Origin of the sequence: Prosthecobacter debontii (assembly GCF_900167535.1) — a bacterium.
GTDB lineage: Bacteria > Verrucomicrobiota > Verrucomicrobiia > Verrucomicrobiales > Verrucomicrobiaceae > Prosthecobacter > Prosthecobacter debontii.
Window position 1 is genome coordinate 247,290 of the sequence record NZ_FUYE01000001.1, and the last position, 16,804, is coordinate 264,093.

Consider the following 16,804-nt stretch of genomic DNA (forward strand, 5'->3'; position numbering starts at 1 on the left):
ACGTCATCCAGCCAACGCTGCATTCACATCCAAGGAGATGAGGTGCAGCAGTTCGGTGGTGCTCAAGTCCATGAGCAGGGCTTCTGCGCCACCTTCCTTACTGAGTAAGGCCCCAGACATAGTAGTCTTCTTTTCCAGCAGGGCATCGATGCGTTGCTCGATGGTTCCTTGGCAGACGAACTTGTGCACGAGCACGTTCTTCGTCTGGCCAATTCGAAAGGCTCGATCCGTGGCTTGGTTCTCAATAGCGGGGTTCCACCAACGGTCAAAGTGAATGACGTGACTCGCGGCCGTGAGGTTCAGTCCTGTGCCTCCAGCCTTCACACTGATGATCATGAAAGGCGGCCCCTCTGGCGTTTGGAATTCTGCCACCAACAAAGGACGCTTCTTCACAGGAGTGCCTCCATGTAAAATCAGTCCTTCCCGCCCAAAGAGACGAGCTAGGTAACGGGCCAGTGGATCACAGGTCTCCTGGAATTGGGTGAAAATCAAAACCCGTTCATGCTTGGCGGCGATCTCCGCACAGATCTCACCGAGACGTTGGAACTTGCCACTGTCTTCAAAACCCCAAACACCATCGCCATTCCACTGGCTAGGATGATTGCACACCTGCTTAAACTGAATGAGATAACTCAGAATGAGTCCCTGCCTGCGCACAGGATCAAGACTGGGGTCCGTCATCAGCTTGGTCATCTGATCCACCAGCTTGGCGTAAATCGTTGCCTGTCTTTTAGTTAGGCTGCACCAAGCTTTGACCTCGATCTTATCCGGAAGGTCCTGGATGATGCTCTTATCCGTTTTCATCCGGCGCAGGATATAAGGCTGCACCAGCCTGCGCAGCGGCGCGTAACCTTCGCGACTCGCGGCACACTGCTTCACTACTTCCGCGAAAACCGAAGCAGGGCCTAACAAGCCAGGATTCAAAAAATCAAACAGGCTCCAGAGATCGCCAGGACGGTTCTCCACCGGTGTGCCCGTGAGTGCAATGCGCGAGGGAGCCTGGAGGCGTTTCACGGCCTGCGCGGCACCACTGCTCGGGTTTTTGATGGCCTGAGCTTCATCCAGAATCACCAAGCCCCATGCATGGGCTTGCCAGCTCTCCGTTCGCTGTAGCAAGGTGTAGGTGGTGAGCATCACATCCATCCCCTGGAGCGTCCTTTGAGGTGCCTGAATGGCTTCATCCAAAGGCCCCCGGTCCACGGAGGAGGGGTGTGCGATGAAGACCCGTAAGTCTGGAGCGAAACGAGCCATCTCCGCCTGCCAATTGCCAATCAAGGAAGCGGGCACGATCAGCAAGGTGGGAGCGAGTCTCCGAGGCTGGCGCAGAAGCAGCAAAGCAATGACTTGGAGAGTCTTGCCGAGCCCCATATCATCAGCAAGACAAGCACCGAGACCGAGCTGCGTCATGAAATGCAACCATGATAAGCCCTGAGCTTGATAAGGGCGCAGCGTGGCTTGGAGATTCGTCGGTGCAGCGATGCATCCGGGGGACTTCAGCCTCTCTAGTACGTCCGCCAATCCTTTCCCGGCGATCACCTGCGTCCAGTCTTGTAGCGTCTCCGCATCCACGGTTTCCTCCACCTCGGCTCGGGGCACGTATCGAGCCAGCAGACGCATGCCATCCAGGAAACCGATGAGCCCTTCACCCACGGCATTCTGCACCTTGCGCCAATGCTCCAGCACCTGATGCAGCTTTGCTCCATGAACCTCCACCCAGCGTCCACGTAGAGACACGAGCCCCGTCTGTGCACTGAGTAGCTTCTCCCATTCCGCGTCCGTGAGCGGTTCGCCCTGGAGCGCGGCTTCCATCCGGAAGGAAAGCAAACCCCCTGCATGAAGCCCTGCACCATCGGTCGGAGCATCCAGCGTGATCTGCACCGTGGGTCGTGTGGCCTTGCCCTCCTTCCACCAATCCGGCACCTTCACGACAATGCCGCTTTGTTGGAAAACGGCGGTGTCCTTCAGCCAGCGATAAGCTTCCTGAGGGTCCAGCGCCAGAGGCTGAAACAAGCGCCGCGTCTCCAGCCACTCTTTCAGCAAGGAGCTCTGCTCGGCCGCGATGCGCACAGGGCTCAGGAGGGCCTGCATGGCGGCTGCGTCCTTCTGCCCCGCATAGAGCTGCAAAGCCCGAGCCAACGGCAGGTGCTGGAGTTGCCCAGATGCTCCAAGCTTCTCGGCAAAGGTCGCCAGGAAGGCAAAAGGGCGCTGAGGATCGGCCTTGTTTTCAGCCAGGTGAAAAGTGACCCGCCCCACGAGATGCCACGTCGTATTCCCTGCCTGAAGCCACCCCTCCAATCCTTCAGGATGCGCGGAGATCTGGGCCGTGACACTCTCCTGCAAGGCCCGCCAGACTTGGCTCAGCCACCCCGGAGTCAGGCACTCCGCACCTGGAAAAAGCGGAGCCGTCTGAATGAGCTCCTGCCACACTTTCTCCTCCGGTGGAGGAAGCTGCTGCACATCACGCGCCCGGCAGAGACGGGTCAAAAACAGCCGAGAGACCTCCCTCAACCAGCGCCAGGGAGGCGTGAGCTCCGCCTGCAATAGCTCCGTGCCGAGAAGGATGCCCACAGCGCCCAGCCCAGCCTTCACCGTGGCGGCCAAACGCTTCTCCTCAGCCGTGGCTGCCTCCCCCTCGGTGAGGAGGTGGCCGTCAGGGGTGAGCACAGGCAGAAGCATGCCTGCCTAGTGGTCGAAAAACCAGGCCGGAGCAAGGCGGGAAGAGGTGTCTTCTCACTCGCCCCAGACCTTCGGTGCCGTGTAGTCTTTGGGCATCGGATTGCTCTTCGGTGGCAGAGCTTGAGCGGCCATCTCATCCAGCTTGGCCTTCAGTTCGGCCACTTTCTCGGGATGGCTATCGGCGAGGTTATTCCCCTCGTAAGGATCATCGGCGAGGTTGAAGAGCTCGACCGTGTCTTTGCCCTTGCTGGCAGGGGCCTTCTTCGCTTTGGCCTTCCCTTTGCCTTGACCTTTCCCCTTACCCTTACCCTTACCTTTCGGTTGGGCCCCTCCATCTTCGCTCTCTTCCCCGGCGAAGTTGCTGCCATTGATCACCAGCTTCCAGTCTCCCATGCGGATGGCTCCGTTGTTAGGGGTCGTGTTATAAAGGATCGTGTCATGCGGAGAGGCCGCACCTTCGGTGATGGCAGGCCAGGCGTCCTTGCCATCCAGAGGCAGCTTTTGCTCCGCCGAAGCCCCTGCCAGCTTCAGCAAGGTCGGATACCAGTCCACGATGTGGAGCGGTGCCTTGACCACACTGCCTGCCTGGATTTTCCCCTGCCAAGTCGCAAAGGCCACCACACGAGTGCCGCCTTCATACAGGGTGCCTTTGCCCGCGCGAATGGGTCCGTTATCCGTGATAACACCCGGGCTTGGGCCCCCATTGTCACTGCTGAAGATGAAGAGCGTGTTATCCCGGATCCCCGCTTCATCCACCGCTGCGCTGATCTTACCTACGGCCTCATCCATGCAGGTCAGCATCCCCGCATAGATGGCGCGGTTGCCTTTCAGATGGGCATAGGGTTTCACATACTCCTCCGGCACCTGCCAAGGGCTATGCACTGCATTGAAAGGCACATAGAGGAAAAGGGGCTTGTCCTTATCCCGCTCACGGATCACGCGCGCCGCATCCTCCCCCAGCAGATGGGTGGAGTAGCCCTTGTCATCACTGCGGTGGTCATTGCGATGCCAGTCATGCCCGCCATCCCGCTCCAGCTTGAAGTAATCGATGGCCCCATTGTAGTGCCCATACTGCTGATCAAACCCCCGCTGAGTGGGCAGATACTCGCGAGTGACGAATCCCAGGTGCCACTTGCCGACGATGGCGGTTTGATACCCTACCTCCTTCAGCGCCTGAGGCAGCAACCGCTCGGAAAGGTCGAGGCCATAGTTCGCCCAAGGGCGGATCACCCCGACTTGTAGACCTTGGCGCATCGGATACCGCCCCGTCATCAGCGCCGCCCGCGTGGGACTACACACAGGCTGCACGTAAAACTGATCCAGCAGAGCGCCTGCCTTAGCCAGCTTATCCAGATGCGGCGTGGCGATCTCTCCTCCCATGAAGCCGCAGTCGGCCCGCCCTAGGTCATCCGCCAAGATAAAAACGATGTTCGGCTTCGGTGCCTCCGCGTGCAGACCCACCACCGCGGCTAAAAAGAGGAAAAGGCGTTTCATGGCCCGCTGAAACGACCGGATTTTCCCCCGCCTTTCTCTCCATTCGACAATCCCGCTGAACTGGTTATTCTCCGTATTCCCCATCCACACATGAAAAAGAAAATCGTCCTCGCCTACTCCGGCGGCCTCGACACCTCCGTCCTGCTCTCCTGGATCAAAGAAACCTATGATGCTGAAGTCATCGCTTTCTGCGCGAACATCGGTCAGGACGATGAACTCAAAGGTCTGAACGCCAAAGCCAAGAAGACCGGCGCTCTGAAGATCTACGTGGATGACCTCCAGGAGGAATTCGCCAAGGACTTCATCTTCCCCATGATGCAGGCCGGGGCCATCTATGAGGGCCAGTATTTCCTCGGCACCTCCATCGCCCGCCCTCTCATCGCCAAGCGCATGGTGGAGATCGCCAAGGCTGAAGGTGCCACCGCTATCGGCCACGGTGCTACTGGCAAAGGCAACGATCAGGTCCGTTTCGAGCTCACCACCGCCGCGCTGGCTCCTGACCTCGAAATCATCGCCCCCTGGCGCGACGAGCGTTTCCGCACCCAGTTTCCGGGCCGTGCTGAAATGATCGCCTACTGCGAAGAGAAAAAGATTCCCATCCAGGCCAGCGCGAAGAAGCCCTTCTCCATGGACCGCAACCTACTCCACATCAGCTACGAGGCCGGTATCCTGGAGGACCCTTGGTTCAACGCCGGTGACGTCAAGTATCGCGACTACTTCACCACCCTCTCAGTGTTCCCTGAAGACGCCCCGGACAAGGCCGAATACGTCGTGCTCGACTTTGATAAAGGCAACTGTGTGGCCGTGAACAGCAAGCCCATGAACCCACTCCAGGTCATGAAAGCGCTGAACAAGCTCGGCGGTAAGCACGGCGTGGGCCGTGTGGACATGGTGGAAAACCGCTTCGTCGGCATGAAGAGCCGCGGTGTCTATGAAACCCCCGGTGGTGCCATCCTCCACTTCGCCCATCGCCAGATCGAGTCCCTCACCATGGACCGCGAAGTCATGCACCTGCGTGACAGCCTCATCCCTGAGTATGCCAAGCTCGTCTACAACGGCTTCTGGTATGCCCCTGAGCGTCTCGCCCTCCAGGCCCTCGTCACTGAGAGCCAGAAGAACGTCTCCGGCACCGTCCGTGTGAAGCTGTATAAAGGCGGCATCCACGCTGCGGGCCGTCAGTCCCAGTTCAGCCTCTACAACCCGCACATCGCCACGATGGAAGCGGACCCGACCAAGGCCTACAACCAGGACGACGCCACCGGCTTCATCCATCTGAATGGCCTGCGCCTCCGCGTGAATTCCCAGGTCAACGGACCTGCCAACATCGGTGGTTAATTGGTTTACAGGCTGAACGTTCATTCCGTCTACATCCAGCCCGGAAGCCGTCAGGTTTCCGGGCTTTTTCGTGTTCTTGGTGTGATGGTTAGGCTTCGACGTCCATGTCGGCCTTGCACCCTGTGTTCCCTTTTGCGATCGTTTGTAGACGTTTTGCATTTTGTCTACAGGCTCGCCCAAGACATCCCCACCTCCTTGTTAGCCAAGGTTTCCTAAACGTACCAAACCGGAAATGGATGAGCTCAAGATCTAAAAAAACAGGTTCCAGACTCTGTTCAAGGCGTGAAGGCTTCTAGCCCTGACATGAGGCCAAGATGGCCTCACACCTTGCTGGATGTTTCCACCACCTTGTGCCAAAGCTCCTGGCATGTCCTTCGATCCCCAGCGCGAGCTTTCCTTCCTCTTGCGGGATGGCACGCCTTTGGCGGTGCGTTCCATTCGCCCCGAGGATCGGGATTTCATCACGGAGGCGTTTCGCAGGCTGTCGCCAGAGTCGCGTTACTTTCGGTTTTGGACCCGTGTGCGGGAACTCAATCCCCGTTTGATCGAAGAGCTCTGCTCACCAGATCAGAAGGACCATGTGGCCTGGGTGGCACGGCATCAGACGCGTGAAGATATCCCCGGTGTCGGAGGCGCATCGTTTTGGCGCTTGAAGGACGATCCGACGGCTGCGGAAGTGTCCTTCACCGTGGCGGATGAGTTTCAGGGGCTGGGCGTGGGCACCTTACTATTGGCTTTGCTTTGGGAGCATGCGCTGACCTTGGGCATTCAGCGGTTGGTGGGGCATGTGCTGCACGAAAACATCACCATGCGGGCCTGGTGGGATGCCTTGGGGGCGATGGAGCAAGAGGCACCTCGGCATTGGCAGACGACTCTGATTTTGGATGAATCCCTGCTGGAAAACAATCATGCAGGCGACCATCTGCGCGAGCGCTTGGCTCAGGTCAGGAAGAGCATGAATGAAGAAATCACTTTGAAGGATTGACCCTCAGGTGCGTTTCTGTCTTTTTCTCTTCTTATTGTGACTCCCGAATCTCTCAACCTGCTCTATCTTTCCACAGCCTCGGTGGCTGTTTTGATCATCCTCATTGCCTGGGCGCGCATGAATGCGTTTTTGGCCCTGCTGCTGGCTTCGATCGTCATGGGTTTAGGCTCGGGGATGGACCCGGTGAAGATGGTGAAAGCCTTTGAAAGCGGTATGGGCGGCACGTTGGGCGGGATTGCCGGTGTGCTGGGCCTGGGCACGATTCTAGGCGGTCTCTTGGCTGCCTCGGGTGGCGCGGAGGTGCTGGCGAAGGCGTTGATCCGTTTGTTTGGCCCGAAGCGGGTTCACTGGTGCCTGATGGTGCTGGGCCTGTGCATCGGTCTGACCACATGGTTTGCCGTGGGTTTGGTGATGCTGGTGCCGATTTTGATCACCCTGGCTCGTGAGACGAAGGAGCCTTTCTTGAAGCTGGCGATTCCCATGCTGGCGGTGCTGTCCATCATGCACGGTGTTATGCCTCCGCATCCGGGGCCCGTGGTAGCCTTGCAGGCGCTGAATGCTGATCTCGGGAAAGTAATGCTGTGGGGCTTGCTCGCCGCTGTGCCTGTGGCGGCGATTTCGGGCCCGATTTTCGCGAGTTGGGTGGTGCCTCGGGTGACGGTGACAACTCCTGAATTGCCCCCCGTGGACCCAGTGGTTGCAGCACGTGCCAAGCCTTCCTTGGGTGTGACCGTGGCGGTGCTTGTGGTGCCGATCCTGCTGCTCATGACCCAGACGGTGGCGGAACTTCTGGAAGAAGATCCCAATCACCCGATTCGTCAGATCGCTTCCGTGATTGGTAATCCGACCTTGGCCTTGGGCCTCTCGGTGATCTTTGCAGGCATCGTTTTCCGCTTCTCACGCTCAGAGTCCCTGAAGATCGGTGAAAAAGCCATTGCAGCCGTGGGCATGACCCTTTTGGTCGTCGGTGGTGGCGGTGGATTCAAAGGCGTGCTGGAAGCCAGCGGTGCTGCCGGAGCGATTGGGGATATGGCCGAGGCGGCGCATCTACCACCTCTTGTCTTCGGTTGGGTCTGCGCGGCTCTAGTGCGCGTGGCCACAGGTTCGGCCACGGTGGCGATCACCACCGCTAGCGGCTTGGTCGCTCCTTTGGTGATTGGTAATCCAGATGTGAACCCCGAGCTCGTCGTCGTCGGCATTGGCTGTGGATCACTGTTCCTTTCACACCTGAATGACGCGGGTTTCTGGATTGTGAAGGAACTCCTCGGCATGACCGTTGCGCAGACGCTGCGTACCTGGACGGTGACAGAGACACTCGTGGGCATCACCGGTCTGTTCGTCGCCTGGGGCTTGGATTTGGTGTTCTAATCGGAGCAGGTCAAGCCACCGCCAAAGCCGCGCATTTGCGCCACAGCATCGCATGTAAGAAAGGCGATGGGTGGTGCATGACTCGAAGAATCGATTTTGGCGAACACGCACATCGTTGCCTGTTTAGGAACGACTGTGTCCAAGCCCATCTCCTGGGGCTGAAACCTGACTGCCGGTGTTTCGAGGCCTGTTTCCCGGCGAGCACGACCGTCATCGTCACCTTCGGAGAAGCCAGCGTGCGCATCCCCGGCTGCGAGCGCGAGCTGCGGGCCGGAGATCAGCTCGATGTGCCTCAGTGCAGCCCTCTGCGTTTGTTCACGTCCAGCGAGGCGGACGTCATGCTGCTGCTGAAAGCGGCATGAAGGGCAGGGAATGGCAAGCGACCATCAAAGCCTGACAAGTGGGGGCATTCAGATAGCGGCATTCCGTCTTATATCATCCCCTTACCATGAACTTGCCTAACCAATTCCGACTTCTCCTCTCCTTGCTCTTAGCCTTAGCTCCTGTGCAGGCCGAGGAGCCAGCCAATCCAACCTGCCCGATCATGACGGAGGACGAAGCCGATGTGGAAGCGAAGGTCAGCTATCAAGGGCACGACATCTTCTTCTGCTGCAGTCCCTGTGTGAAGCAGTTTAAAAAAGAGCCGGACTACTACGTGGCTTTGTTTCAGATCATGAAAAGCGTGCCTGCGGTGCAGGCGGTCAAGGTGCCGGGAGACATCCATCTTCTTGAGCAACGCTTCTGTCCATTCAGCGACAAACGTCTCGTCGGTCCTGCCTCTCCCTCCGTGGAATACAAAGGCGTGAAGGTGTATTTCTCCAAACCTGGCCACCTGAAAACCTGGGAGGCTGATCCTGATAAATACGCCAAGGAAGCCTATGCCAAAGGTCTGCTGCCTCAGCTGAAAGGTAAAATCTAATCTCCCTTCGCCTAACTATAGATTTATTACATATGATGCGTTCACTCATCGCGACTTTCGCCTTTGCTCTTGTCTGCCTGACGGCCAGCGTTTCCTCGGCCCATTCGGTTTGGATCGAAGCTCTTCCTGACGGCCAGCTTTGCATTCGCTTCGCCGAGTGGGGGGAGGAGTTTGAAACCTCACCTGGACACTTGGATTCCTTTACTCAGGTCAGCGGCTGGGCCGTCGGTGAAAAAGGGGCTCCATCGGTCTTCGAGATCGTGAAGAAAAGCGATCACTTTTTGTTAACTGGGTCTACCTCTGACAAGCCTGCTTTCGGTCAGGCTCCCTTTGTAGTGCGCAAGCTCCATGAGGATAAGCCTGCCCGCGCTCCCATCTTCTACTGCCGCTGGCAGCCCGAGGGCGGGGGTGCAGGGACCCCGGCCATGACCCTGGACATCGTGCCGACGGGTCAACCTGGCGAGGCTCGTGTCTATTTCCGTGGCAAACCGCTGCCCGACCTTGAAGTCGGTCTGCATCCACCCGCCTCCGATGAGATCAAGCTGAAAACCGATGCAGAAGGGTATGTGAGAGTGGAGGATCTGTCGAAGGCTGGACCTTACCTGCTCACCGTGGCTCGTTATTCCGAGGATCTGCCCGGCTACTTTTTGGGTGTGCCCTTTGCCATCACCAGCCACAGTGCCTCGCTGTATTGGACGGTGTCCAAGAAGTGATCCGTGTTTCGGAGTGCGGAATAAATTCCGTGCTCTTGGGCCACTGCTGAATGCACCCTACAAAGCAAACGCAAAGAACGCGAACACGCAGAGCATCCCCCACCAGAGCACCCAGGTCTGCATGCGCCCGTAGTCACGTCCGCCGCTGGTGTCGCTAGGGATTTCGTCATCGAAGCCAAACAGACGCACCTGGTGCTTCCAGAAATAATAACCGAGAGCCAGAGTGCCTGCGACACAGATGAAGGCGAGCACCTTGAAAGGAAACAGATCTTCACGGCTGAGCGTCATGGCGGCGATGAGTTCGAGGTTCATGCTCGGAATGTGTGGCTAAGCCAACCCTGCCACCAGATACAGATAGCTCGGTTCAGAGCATGCACAGATGGATCTGTATCCGATCACATCTGCCTCGCCGCCAGTTTGCCCAGGGTTTGGAGCGCATGATGGAGCCGTTCTGTCCAGGGCACGCCGCAGGAGATGCGGACGCAATTTCGGTAACCCTGGTTAGCTGAGAACATGGGCCCTGGAGCGATGTTGATCTCGTGGGCCAGCGCCTCGTCTTGTAGGCGCAGGGCATCCACTCCGGTGGGCATTTCCACCCAAAGGACAAAACCTCCCTGCGGCTGGCTCACCTGGGTGCCTTCAGGAAAGGCGAGGCGGATGGCCTGCCCCACGCGCTTAGTATTGGCCGCGTAGAAGGCGCGAGCGGAGCGCAGGTAGTGATCGTAACCTCCATTGGCGAGGAAGTCGGCGATGGCCAGCTCCGGCAGAGTGGGCGTCGCAAGTGTGGTGGTGAGCTTCAGAGCCTTGATCCGGTCGTAGTAGCGACCTGGAGCCACCCAACCCACGCGATAGCCGGGTGCGAGTGATTTGGAAAAGGAGCCACACAGCATCACCAGCCCTTTCTCATCGTAGCTCTTGGCCAGATGAGGCCGATGCGGACCATGATGCAATTCTCCAAACACATCGTCCTCGATCAACGGCACCTCGCGCTCAGCCAGCATCTGCACCAGACTCCGCTTATGCGCATCGGGCATGAGGCTGCCTGTGGGATTGCTGAAATTAGGCACCACCAGACAGGCCGAGATGTCATGTTGGGTCAAAGCCACCTCCAAGGCATCCAGATCCATACCATGCTCAGGATCGGTAGGGATCTCCACGGCACGTAGCCCCAGCTCCTCCAGCGCATGCAGTGCCCCGAAGTAAGCCGGACTTTCCACGGCCACCACACTGCCGGGTTGCGTCACCGCCCGCAGGCAGAGCATCAGGGCCTCCGTCGCTCCACAGGTGGTGATGACTTCCTGCGGTAGCAGCGTGGCGCCGGCATTCAGCGTCCGTTTCACAATCTCCCGCCTGAGAACTTCGGAGCCGGGAGGCATGTCATAGGCCACACCGCTTTTCCCCTGACGCCTGGCCACCGCCGCCAGACTGCGATTCAGCTTCACCATGGGCAGCAGTTCCGGCACCGGAACCGCTCCCCCCAGAGGGAGGATGCGTGGAACCATAGCGGCGTCGAACAGCCTCGATTGTAACCCGCCGACGGAGACCTGGGTGATGCTGCTCGCCGCGGGTTGTCGTTGGAAGGCAGGCTCTTTGATCGGCTTTGGCTGCACCCGCACAAAAAAGCCTGATTTGGGCCGACCTTCCACGAGACCTCGATCCTCCAGCTGAATGAACGCCTGAATGGCCGTGGTCAGGCTCACCCCGTATTGCCCACTCACCTTTCTCAGGGACGGTATCTTCTCCCCCGGACGCAAGACACCCCCCTGAATCAGTCGCGCGAGCTTATCCGCCACCTCCTGATAGAGGGGAAGCGAGGACGCACTGGCGGAGGAAGACGAGGTCATGGGAAGAAAATAGCCAAAGTTCACACTTGAGCATGAACCGAAGCCTTTGAATGATACACCCAGCGCGTAGCACCTGCGTCCCGGTAGTTCAATGGATAGAACGAGGGTTTCCTAAACTCTAAATACAGGTTCGATTCCTGTCCGGGATACCATGTTGAAGATCAATTGTTTGGGGTTCATGGAAGGGGTCGGCTGATTACAGGACTGACAATGCGTTCAAAATTGTTTCAGGCTGTGGGCAACTGTCTCTGAGAGGCGATTTTCGCATGCTGCATCCGCAGCTTACAAAACTCAATCTGGAGATGCGGGATCTTTCGGGGCGGTGCATTCCTTCTTGTTATGCCCTGCTTACAGTGAGGTTCTATCAGGAACTTGATTGAGTGACGGCTCCTGAAACTGGGATTCAGGATGCATCCCAAAATGCTGTGTTGCCCAAGATGACGAGGTAGGGCGAAACCATGGAGTAGAGATTTAAAAAGGGGCGGAGCCTGGGGCGTTCGCTGGGCAATCCAATCCTGCTTGTTTAATCTGCTCCGCCACTTTCAAATTCAAAGTATGGGAAAGTCACCGAAGCTCAATACTGTCCAATAAAAAAGGCGTGGGTAGTACCCACGCCTTCAAACCCGCTGCAAAAAAGGTTATGCTGCAACCAAGCTATCCCGCAAGTTGCGGATGTGATCGTGAGTAGCTTTTACTGTGGCATATTGAGTCTGGACGATGTCAATCACGTTAACTGGCAACTCCTTCTGTTCGAGCGCTTTTTTATAAGCGGCTACGGCGACGTCTTCACCACGCTCGCATTCAGAAAGAATGGCATGATTGTCGCGAGTGGAGAGAGCGGCTTTTAAATCGATCCATCCACGATGAATTGCTCCCCCGAGTGAGCCGCTATCGGTAGGTTCATCCTCGCCAAGACTTTTAACCAAGCCCTGCAGTTCACCTGCAAACTGAGCTCGTTGTTGGGAATAGCCGAGGAAGAGACTTTTAAGGTCGGCATCAGGCACGTCTTGGGCCGCATCGGCAAAGCCGTTCTGCCCGTCTTTGAGAGTTTCAATGAGATTATTGAGCGTTGAGATGGTGTTCATAGGTGTGTGTAGTTCGCTAAGAAGTGATTCTTTGCGCTTCAAAATTTGTTTTCATATTCATGGCTCAAATGGGCATCTGACCACCAGTCGCGCCGAAGACTTCGCCTGTGACATAGCTAGCCTGAGGGGAAGCGAGAAAGACAAAGAGAGGTGCGAGTTCGACAGGTTGAGCAGCGCGGCCAAAGGCATTGTCAGCGCCGAACATTTTGGCTTTTTCCTTCGGCAGTGTCGACGGGATCAGCGGTGTCCACACAGGCCCCGGAGCGACGCAGTTCACCCGGACTCCCTGTTTGATGGCGATGTTGGCCAGAGAGCGGGAAAAACTAACGATAGCCGCTTTGGTAGAGGCATAGGCCAAGAGTTCGGGACTGGGATCGAAGGATTGAATCGAGGCGGTGTTAATGATCGAACCCCCAGCAGGAATGTGCGGCATCACGAGTTGCGATAAGCGAAACATCGCAAACACATTGACCTCATAGGTTTCGACAAATTCATCATCACTCGTGTCATCGAGTTGTTTGCGAGATCGTTGAAAGGCGGCGTTGTTGACCAGAATATCGATCCCACCAAGCTGATGTAATGCGGTGTCAGTGATCTGTTTACAGGTTTGTTTTGAGGCGATGTCTCCGGCGAGAAGCACGGCTTTTCGACCCGCTTCGATGACGAGTTGCTCAGTGGCACGGGCATCTTCATGTTCGGAAAGATAGGAGATGGCGACATCGGCGCCCTCTCGCGCAAAGGCGAGAGCGACCGCACGACCGATGCCACTATCAGCGCCGGTAATGAGAGCTTTACGTCCAAGCAATAGATTGTGGCCTTGATAGCTTGTTTCGCCGTGATCGGCTTGGGGGCCCATCTCGTCCTCAGTGCCTGGAGGTGTTTGAGCCTTGGTTTTATAAGGTGGCGTGGGATATAGATAACGAGGATCGACGAGAGAATGGGTATTCATAGAACGTGAGTGGTGAGGGTTCGAAAAAGCGTTAAAAAGCTGGAGCGGGCGTTCCCAAGATCGCCGTGGTTGGAGTCTCGGAGGCTTCCTTTTCAAAGGTTTCCGCAACGGAGGGTGCGGCAGTCGATGAGGATCCCGGATACATGACCACCTTCACACAGCCGTCCTTCTTCTTATTGAAGATGTCATAAGCATGGGCAGCATCGGTTAACGGAACCCGGTGGGTGATGATGTCGTCCAGCCGGATCTTTTTGGACTCCACCCATTGAATCAGATCATCGATGCAGGCATGAACGGGGGCTTGCCCAAAACGCATGGAGATCCCCTTATCGAAGATCTGCCCAAGCGGAAAATTGTCATAGGGCACCGCATAAACACCCACCACGCTGACAATCCCACCCCGACGGACAGCGCTGAGGCACATTCGCAAAGCGTTGAGGCTTCCGACCTGGAGATGAACAATATTGGCGATCTTATCCCACAGGCTACGCTCCGCCTCTTGGCCCACCGCATCAATGCAAACATCTGCTCCACGCCCATGAGTAAGCTCTCGAATTGTTTCCGCCGGATCCTGGTCGTGAAGGTTGATTGTCTCGGATTTGCAGACATTCCGAGCCATCTCCAATCGGTAGTCTTCGATATCAACCGCAATGACTCGGGCTGCACCACGAGCCCAAGCCACTTTCTGCGCCATGAGTCCGACCGGACCGCATCCGAATACGGCGACGGTTTCGCCTCCTTTAACTCCGCCCCATTCCACCGCGCTGAAGCCCGTGGGAAAAATGTCTGTCAGAAACAGCACCTCTTCGTCGCTGTAGTCCGAGGAAATGATCCGAGGACCAAAATTGGCAAAAGGCACGCGGACGTATTCTGCCTGGCCTCCATCGTAGCCTCCGTAAAGATCGGTATAACCAAACATGCCACCGCCTTTTTCTTTCAGCAAAGAACCTTCCGGACCGTATTTGGAGGGGTTGGAGTTTTCGCAGTGTCCAGGCAAGTGATGGTTACAGAAAAAACATCCTCCACACGCGATGGGGAAGGGCACAACCACTCGATCCCCTTTTTTGAGGCGGGTGACGCCGGGGCCGACATCTTCGACAATGCCCATAAATTCATGGCCCATGATCATGGGTTTCACTTGGGGGGTGAAACCATTGTAGATATGCAAGTCAGACCCGCAGATGGCTGTTGCGGTGACACGGACGATGACGTCCTCCAGATGATGCAAGCGCGGATCAGGAACGTTATCCACACTAATCCTGCCAGGAAAGTGAAATACAGCGGCTTTCATAGTGACAAGGCTTCGCTGAGTTCATCGAAAGCGGAGGTGTGAAATTAGACCTGCGGGCCTAACGAACCTCAGTTCTTGTTGGTCACGCCTTCCTCAGTTGCCTTCCAGAGACGGCAGAGTGTTCTCACATCTAGATAGGAAAAAGCAAAACCTGTGAAGGAAAAGTCTGAGGGGGCCTGCATCTGGATTTGTTCCTGAGGCCGTTTCGCTCAAAGGCCACAGAAGGCTCCTCAGACGATAGATGATTACCAGCGTTTGACTCAACTCTCCCGAATGAACCCTCCCCCCAAGCTTGCCATCATCGGCAGTGGACCCTCCTCGCTCTACTTGCTGAAGCATATCTTCGATGAAGCTGCTGCATTAAGCTCGTCTTTGCGCGACATCACCATCTTTGAAAAGGAGCCTTTGACCGGCACAGGCATGCCCTACAGCCCGCTCACCACGGACAAATTTAATATGGCGAACATCTCCTCGGAGGAGTTACCAGAACTGCCCGTCACCTTTGGAGATTGGCTCCGTGCTCAAGGCCCAGAGGTTCTCGCCGCGCTGGATCTTGATGGTGGGGAGATTCGGGACGACGAAGTGTATAGCCGCATTGCGTTGGGGCAGTATTTTAGAGCCCAGTATCATGTTCTTACGGCTTGGCTGGTGGCCGTAGGCATCCGTGTGCATCCATATGCCGACAGTGAAGTCACGGATATGGTGGATGATCCTGAAAGTGGTCGAGTCACTGTGATCACGCAGGATGGACAAACGCATGAGTTTGACCGTGTGGTCATAGCCACAGGTCACTACTGGCCCAATCACGATCGACCCCAATCCGGATATTACGCTTCGCCTTGGCCCATCTCCAAACTGCTACCCAACGAGGGAGAATTTTATAATTTCACCATCGGGACACTTGGAGCGTCTCTCAGTGCCTTTGATGTGATCTCCTCCCTGGCGCATCGCCATGGAACATTCACAGAAGGCCCCGATGGAACCACTTATTCTCCCCACACTGGCACGGAGGGCTTCAGGATCGTCATGCATTCGGCTCAAGGATTACTTCCACATTTACAGTTCGATCAAGTCAACAACTTCAGGTTGATCTATCGGCATGTGGATCGTGAAGGCATCCTGGCTCTGCTGGATGGAAATGGCTTTCTGCGCTTAGAGAAATATTATGATCAAGTCTGCCGCCCAGTGCTACAGGAGGCCTTTCGAAAGGATGAGATGCCGGAGATGGTCCAACGCCTTGCTAATCCTAATTTCACTCTGCTGGATTTTGTCGAGGAGATGGCGGATAAGCATGAATACTGCGATGCTTTTGAGGGGATGCGCACGGAGATGATCGGGGCTAAGGAATCGGTCGAAAAACATCGGCCCATTCATTGGAAGGAGGTGATCGATGACCTCATGTACACTCTCAACTTTCATGTGGGATTCATGCCTGCAGAGGACGTCCTCATTTTGCAAAAAGAGGTGATGCCTTTTCTAATGAATGTGATCGCCGCTATGCCTCTCCCTTCCGGAAATAGGATTCTTGCGCTTCGTGACGCAGGCATCCTGGAATTGGTTCCCGGTAAAGTCACCTTAGCCGAAAACCAAGAGGAGGAAAACGTGACCACCATTGAGGTGGATGACGAAGGTAACAAATCCACGCGCCTTTATCGCATGTTCATCGACTGTAGCGGTCAGCAGCCGTTGGATTTAGAGAACTATCCCTTTTCAAGTTTGATCAAGCAAAAGTCGGTGCGTAAGGCTCGCAGCCGCTTTTTAAAAGGGAGGGCACATAACGATCTGGCGAAGGAGCAAAAGAGGCACGTTTTCAGAGACAATGGGCAATGGCTGTATCATCCTGGAGGCATTGATGTGGATGGCATCTATCGTGTTCTTAACCATGAAGGGGAGCCTAATCGTCGCATCCACGACGTCGCTTTTCCGCACCTCACTGGCCTGCGCCCCTACTCATATGGGTTGCAAGCCTGCAATCATACCGCAGCCATCCTTGTTAAAGGCTGGGTGGAGGAAATCAAGGCAGCAACCGCCTTGGAAATGGATCTCGCTGCGTTAACCCGCGTTTATGAGGCCGTGTGAGTCGGAGCAAAGACGCCTGATTGGCTTGACTGTAATATTCGCTTCACCGTTGAAGCGGATTCCTTG

14 protein-coding genes and 1 tRNA gene are annotated in these 16,804 nt (G+C 56.4%); 8 read left to right on the top strand and 7 right to left on the bottom strand.

Going from position 1 to position 16,804, the window contains the following annotated elements; translation table 11 throughout:
* Positions 1 to 3: 3 nt before the first annotated feature.
* Both B5D61_RS01015 and B5D61_RS01020 read right to left on the bottom strand, forming a co-directional pair.
* Complete coding sequence (locus B5D61_RS01015; RefSeq protein WP_078811436.1) at positions 4 to 2,676, bottom strand: DEAD/DEAH box helicase; 2,673 nt, start codon at positions 2,674 to 2,676, stop codon at positions 4 to 6.
* A gap of 54 nt (positions 2,677 to 2,730) precedes the next feature.
* The gene (locus B5D61_RS01020; RefSeq protein WP_078811437.1) at positions 2,731 to 4,170 is read right to left on the bottom strand and encodes an arylsulfatase B; all 1,440 of its coding nucleotides are present in this window, start codon (positions 4,168 to 4,170) and stop codon (positions 2,731 to 2,733) included.
* Positions 4,171 to 4,260: 90 nt separating this feature from the next.
* On the opposite strand from B5D61_RS01020, the gene B5D61_RS01025 reads away from it, so the two are divergent.
* The 6 genes from B5D61_RS01025 (at position 4,261) to B5D61_RS01050 (ending at position 9,490) form a co-directional block, all read left to right on the top strand.
* Positions 4,261 to 5,505 carry an argininosuccinate synthase gene (locus tag B5D61_RS01025; RefSeq protein WP_078811438.1) on the top strand — a complete coding sequence of 415 codons (1,245 nt, stop codon included), beginning with the start codon at positions 4,261 to 4,263 and terminating at the stop codon, positions 5,503 to 5,505.
* Positions 5,506 to 5,872: 367 nt separating this feature from the next.
* Complete coding sequence (locus tag B5D61_RS01030) at positions 5,873 to 6,490, top strand: GNAT family N-acetyltransferase (protein ID WP_176159158.1); 618 nt, start codon at positions 5,873 to 5,875, stop codon at positions 6,488 to 6,490.
* Between the two features lie 36 nt (positions 6,491 to 6,526).
* Positions 6,527 to 7,858, top strand: a complete 1,332-nt coding sequence (locus B5D61_RS01035; protein WP_176159159.1) for a GntT/GntP/DsdX family permease — start codon at positions 6,527 to 6,529, stop codon at positions 7,856 to 7,858.
* Between the two features lie 77 nt (positions 7,859 to 7,935).
* A complete protein-coding gene (locus B5D61_RS01040) occupies positions 7,936 to 8,220 on the top strand; it encodes a hypothetical protein (protein WP_139372983.1) in 285 nt (94 codons plus the stop codon).
* Between the two features lie 86 nt (positions 8,221 to 8,306).
* A complete protein-coding gene (locus tag B5D61_RS01045; protein ID WP_078811442.1) occupies positions 8,307 to 8,777 on the top strand; it encodes an eL24 family ribosomal protein in 471 nt (156 codons plus the stop codon).
* A gap of 32 nt (positions 8,778 to 8,809) precedes the next feature.
* The gene (locus tag B5D61_RS01050) at positions 8,810 to 9,490 is read left to right on the top strand and encodes a hypothetical protein (RefSeq protein ID WP_078811443.1); all 681 of its coding nucleotides are present in this window, start codon (positions 8,810 to 8,812) and stop codon (positions 9,488 to 9,490) included.
* 57 nt (positions 9,491 to 9,547) lie between these two features.
* Here B5D61_RS01050 and B5D61_RS01055 read toward each other — a convergent pair whose 3' ends face one another.
* On the bottom strand, positions 9,548 to 9,802 hold the full coding sequence (locus B5D61_RS01055; protein ID WP_078811444.1) for a hypothetical protein: 255 nt from the start codon (positions 9,800 to 9,802) through the stop codon (positions 9,548 to 9,550).
* Between the two features lie 83 nt (positions 9,803 to 9,885).
* Complete coding sequence (locus B5D61_RS01060; RefSeq protein WP_078811714.1) at positions 9,886 to 11,334, bottom strand: aminotransferase-like domain-containing protein; 1,449 nt, start codon at positions 11,332 to 11,334, stop codon at positions 9,886 to 9,888.
* A gap of 77 nt (positions 11,335 to 11,411) precedes the next feature.
* Between B5D61_RS01060 and B5D61_RS01065 the strand changes: the two genes are divergently transcribed.
* Positions 11,412 to 11,486 (top strand) — tRNA-Arg (locus B5D61_RS01065).
* A 486-nt stretch (positions 11,487 to 11,972) separates the two neighbouring features.
* Here B5D61_RS01065 and B5D61_RS01070 read toward each other — a convergent pair.
* The 3 genes from B5D61_RS01070 to B5D61_RS01080 form a co-directional block, all read right to left on the bottom strand.
* Positions 11,973 to 12,419, bottom strand: a complete 447-nt coding sequence (locus B5D61_RS01070) for a PA2169 family four-helix-bundle protein (protein ID WP_078811445.1) — start codon at positions 12,417 to 12,419, stop codon at positions 11,973 to 11,975.
* A gap of 64 nt (positions 12,420 to 12,483) precedes the next feature.
* Positions 12,484 to 13,368, bottom strand: a complete 885-nt coding sequence (locus tag B5D61_RS01075) for an SDR family oxidoreductase (protein ID WP_078811446.1) — start codon at positions 13,366 to 13,368, stop codon at positions 12,484 to 12,486.
* A 31-nt stretch (positions 13,369 to 13,399) separates the two neighbouring features.
* Positions 13,400 to 14,659, bottom strand: coding sequence for a zinc-dependent alcohol dehydrogenase (locus B5D61_RS01080; RefSeq protein WP_078811447.1), 1,260 nt, complete (start codon positions 14,657 to 14,659; stop codon positions 13,400 to 13,402).
* Between the two features lie 273 nt (positions 14,660 to 14,932).
* Between B5D61_RS01080 and B5D61_RS01085 the strand changes: the two genes are divergently transcribed.
* On the top strand, positions 14,933 to 16,738 hold the full coding sequence (locus B5D61_RS01085) for an FAD/NAD(P)-binding protein (protein WP_078811448.1): 1,806 nt from the start codon (positions 14,933 to 14,935) through the stop codon (positions 16,736 to 16,738).
* The last annotated feature ends 66 nt before the right edge of the window (positions 16,739 to 16,804 follow it).

What these genes read in the sequence shown, in the direction of transcription:
- B5D61_RS01085 (WP_078811448.1), top strand. Translation starts at nt 14,933, where the DNA reads ATGAACCCTCCCCCCAAGCTTGCCATCATCGGCAGTGGACCCTCCTCG.
- B5D61_RS01060 (WP_078811714.1), bottom strand. Translation starts at nt 11,334, where the DNA reads ATGACCTCGTCTTCCTCCGCCAGTGCGTCCTCGCTTCCCCTCTATCAG.
- B5D61_RS01030 (WP_176159158.1), top strand. Translation starts at nt 5,873, where the DNA reads ATGTCCTTCGATCCCCAGCGCGAGCTTTCCTTCCTCTTGCGGGATGGC.
- B5D61_RS01050 (WP_078811443.1), top strand. Translation starts at nt 8,810, where the DNA reads ATGATGCGTTCACTCATCGCGACTTTCGCCTTTGCTCTTGTCTGCCTG.
- B5D61_RS01025 (WP_078811438.1), top strand. Translation starts at nt 4,261, where the DNA reads ATGAAAAAGAAAATCGTCCTCGCCTACTCCGGCGGCCTCGACACCTCC.
- B5D61_RS01070 (WP_078811445.1), bottom strand. Translation starts at nt 12,419, where the DNA reads ATGAACACCATCTCAACGCTCAATAATCTCATTGAAACTCTCAAAGAC.
- B5D61_RS01045 (WP_078811442.1), top strand. Translation starts at nt 8,307, where the DNA reads ATGAACTTGCCTAACCAATTCCGACTTCTCCTCTCCTTGCTCTTAGCC.
- B5D61_RS01055 (WP_078811444.1), bottom strand. Translation starts at nt 9,802, where the DNA reads ATGAACCTCGAACTCATCGCCGCCATGACGCTCAGCCGTGAAGATCTG.
- B5D61_RS01020 (WP_078811437.1), bottom strand. Translation starts at nt 4,170, where the DNA reads ATGAAACGCCTTTTCCTCTTTTTAGCCGCGGTGGTGGGTCTGCACGCG.
- B5D61_RS01040 (WP_139372983.1), top strand. Translation starts at nt 7,936, where the DNA reads ATGACTCGAAGAATCGATTTTGGCGAACACGCACATCGTTGCCTGTTT.
- B5D61_RS01015 (WP_078811436.1), bottom strand. Translation starts at nt 2,676, where the DNA reads ATGCTTCTGCCTGTGCTCACCCCTGACGGCCACCTCCTCACCGAGGGG.
- B5D61_RS01080 (WP_078811447.1), bottom strand. Translation starts at nt 14,659, where the DNA reads ATGAAAGCCGCTGTATTTCACTTTCCTGGCAGGATTAGTGTGGATAAC.
- B5D61_RS01075 (WP_078811446.1), bottom strand. Translation starts at nt 13,368, where the DNA reads ATGAATACCCATTCTCTCGTCGATCCTCGTTATCTATATCCCACGCCA.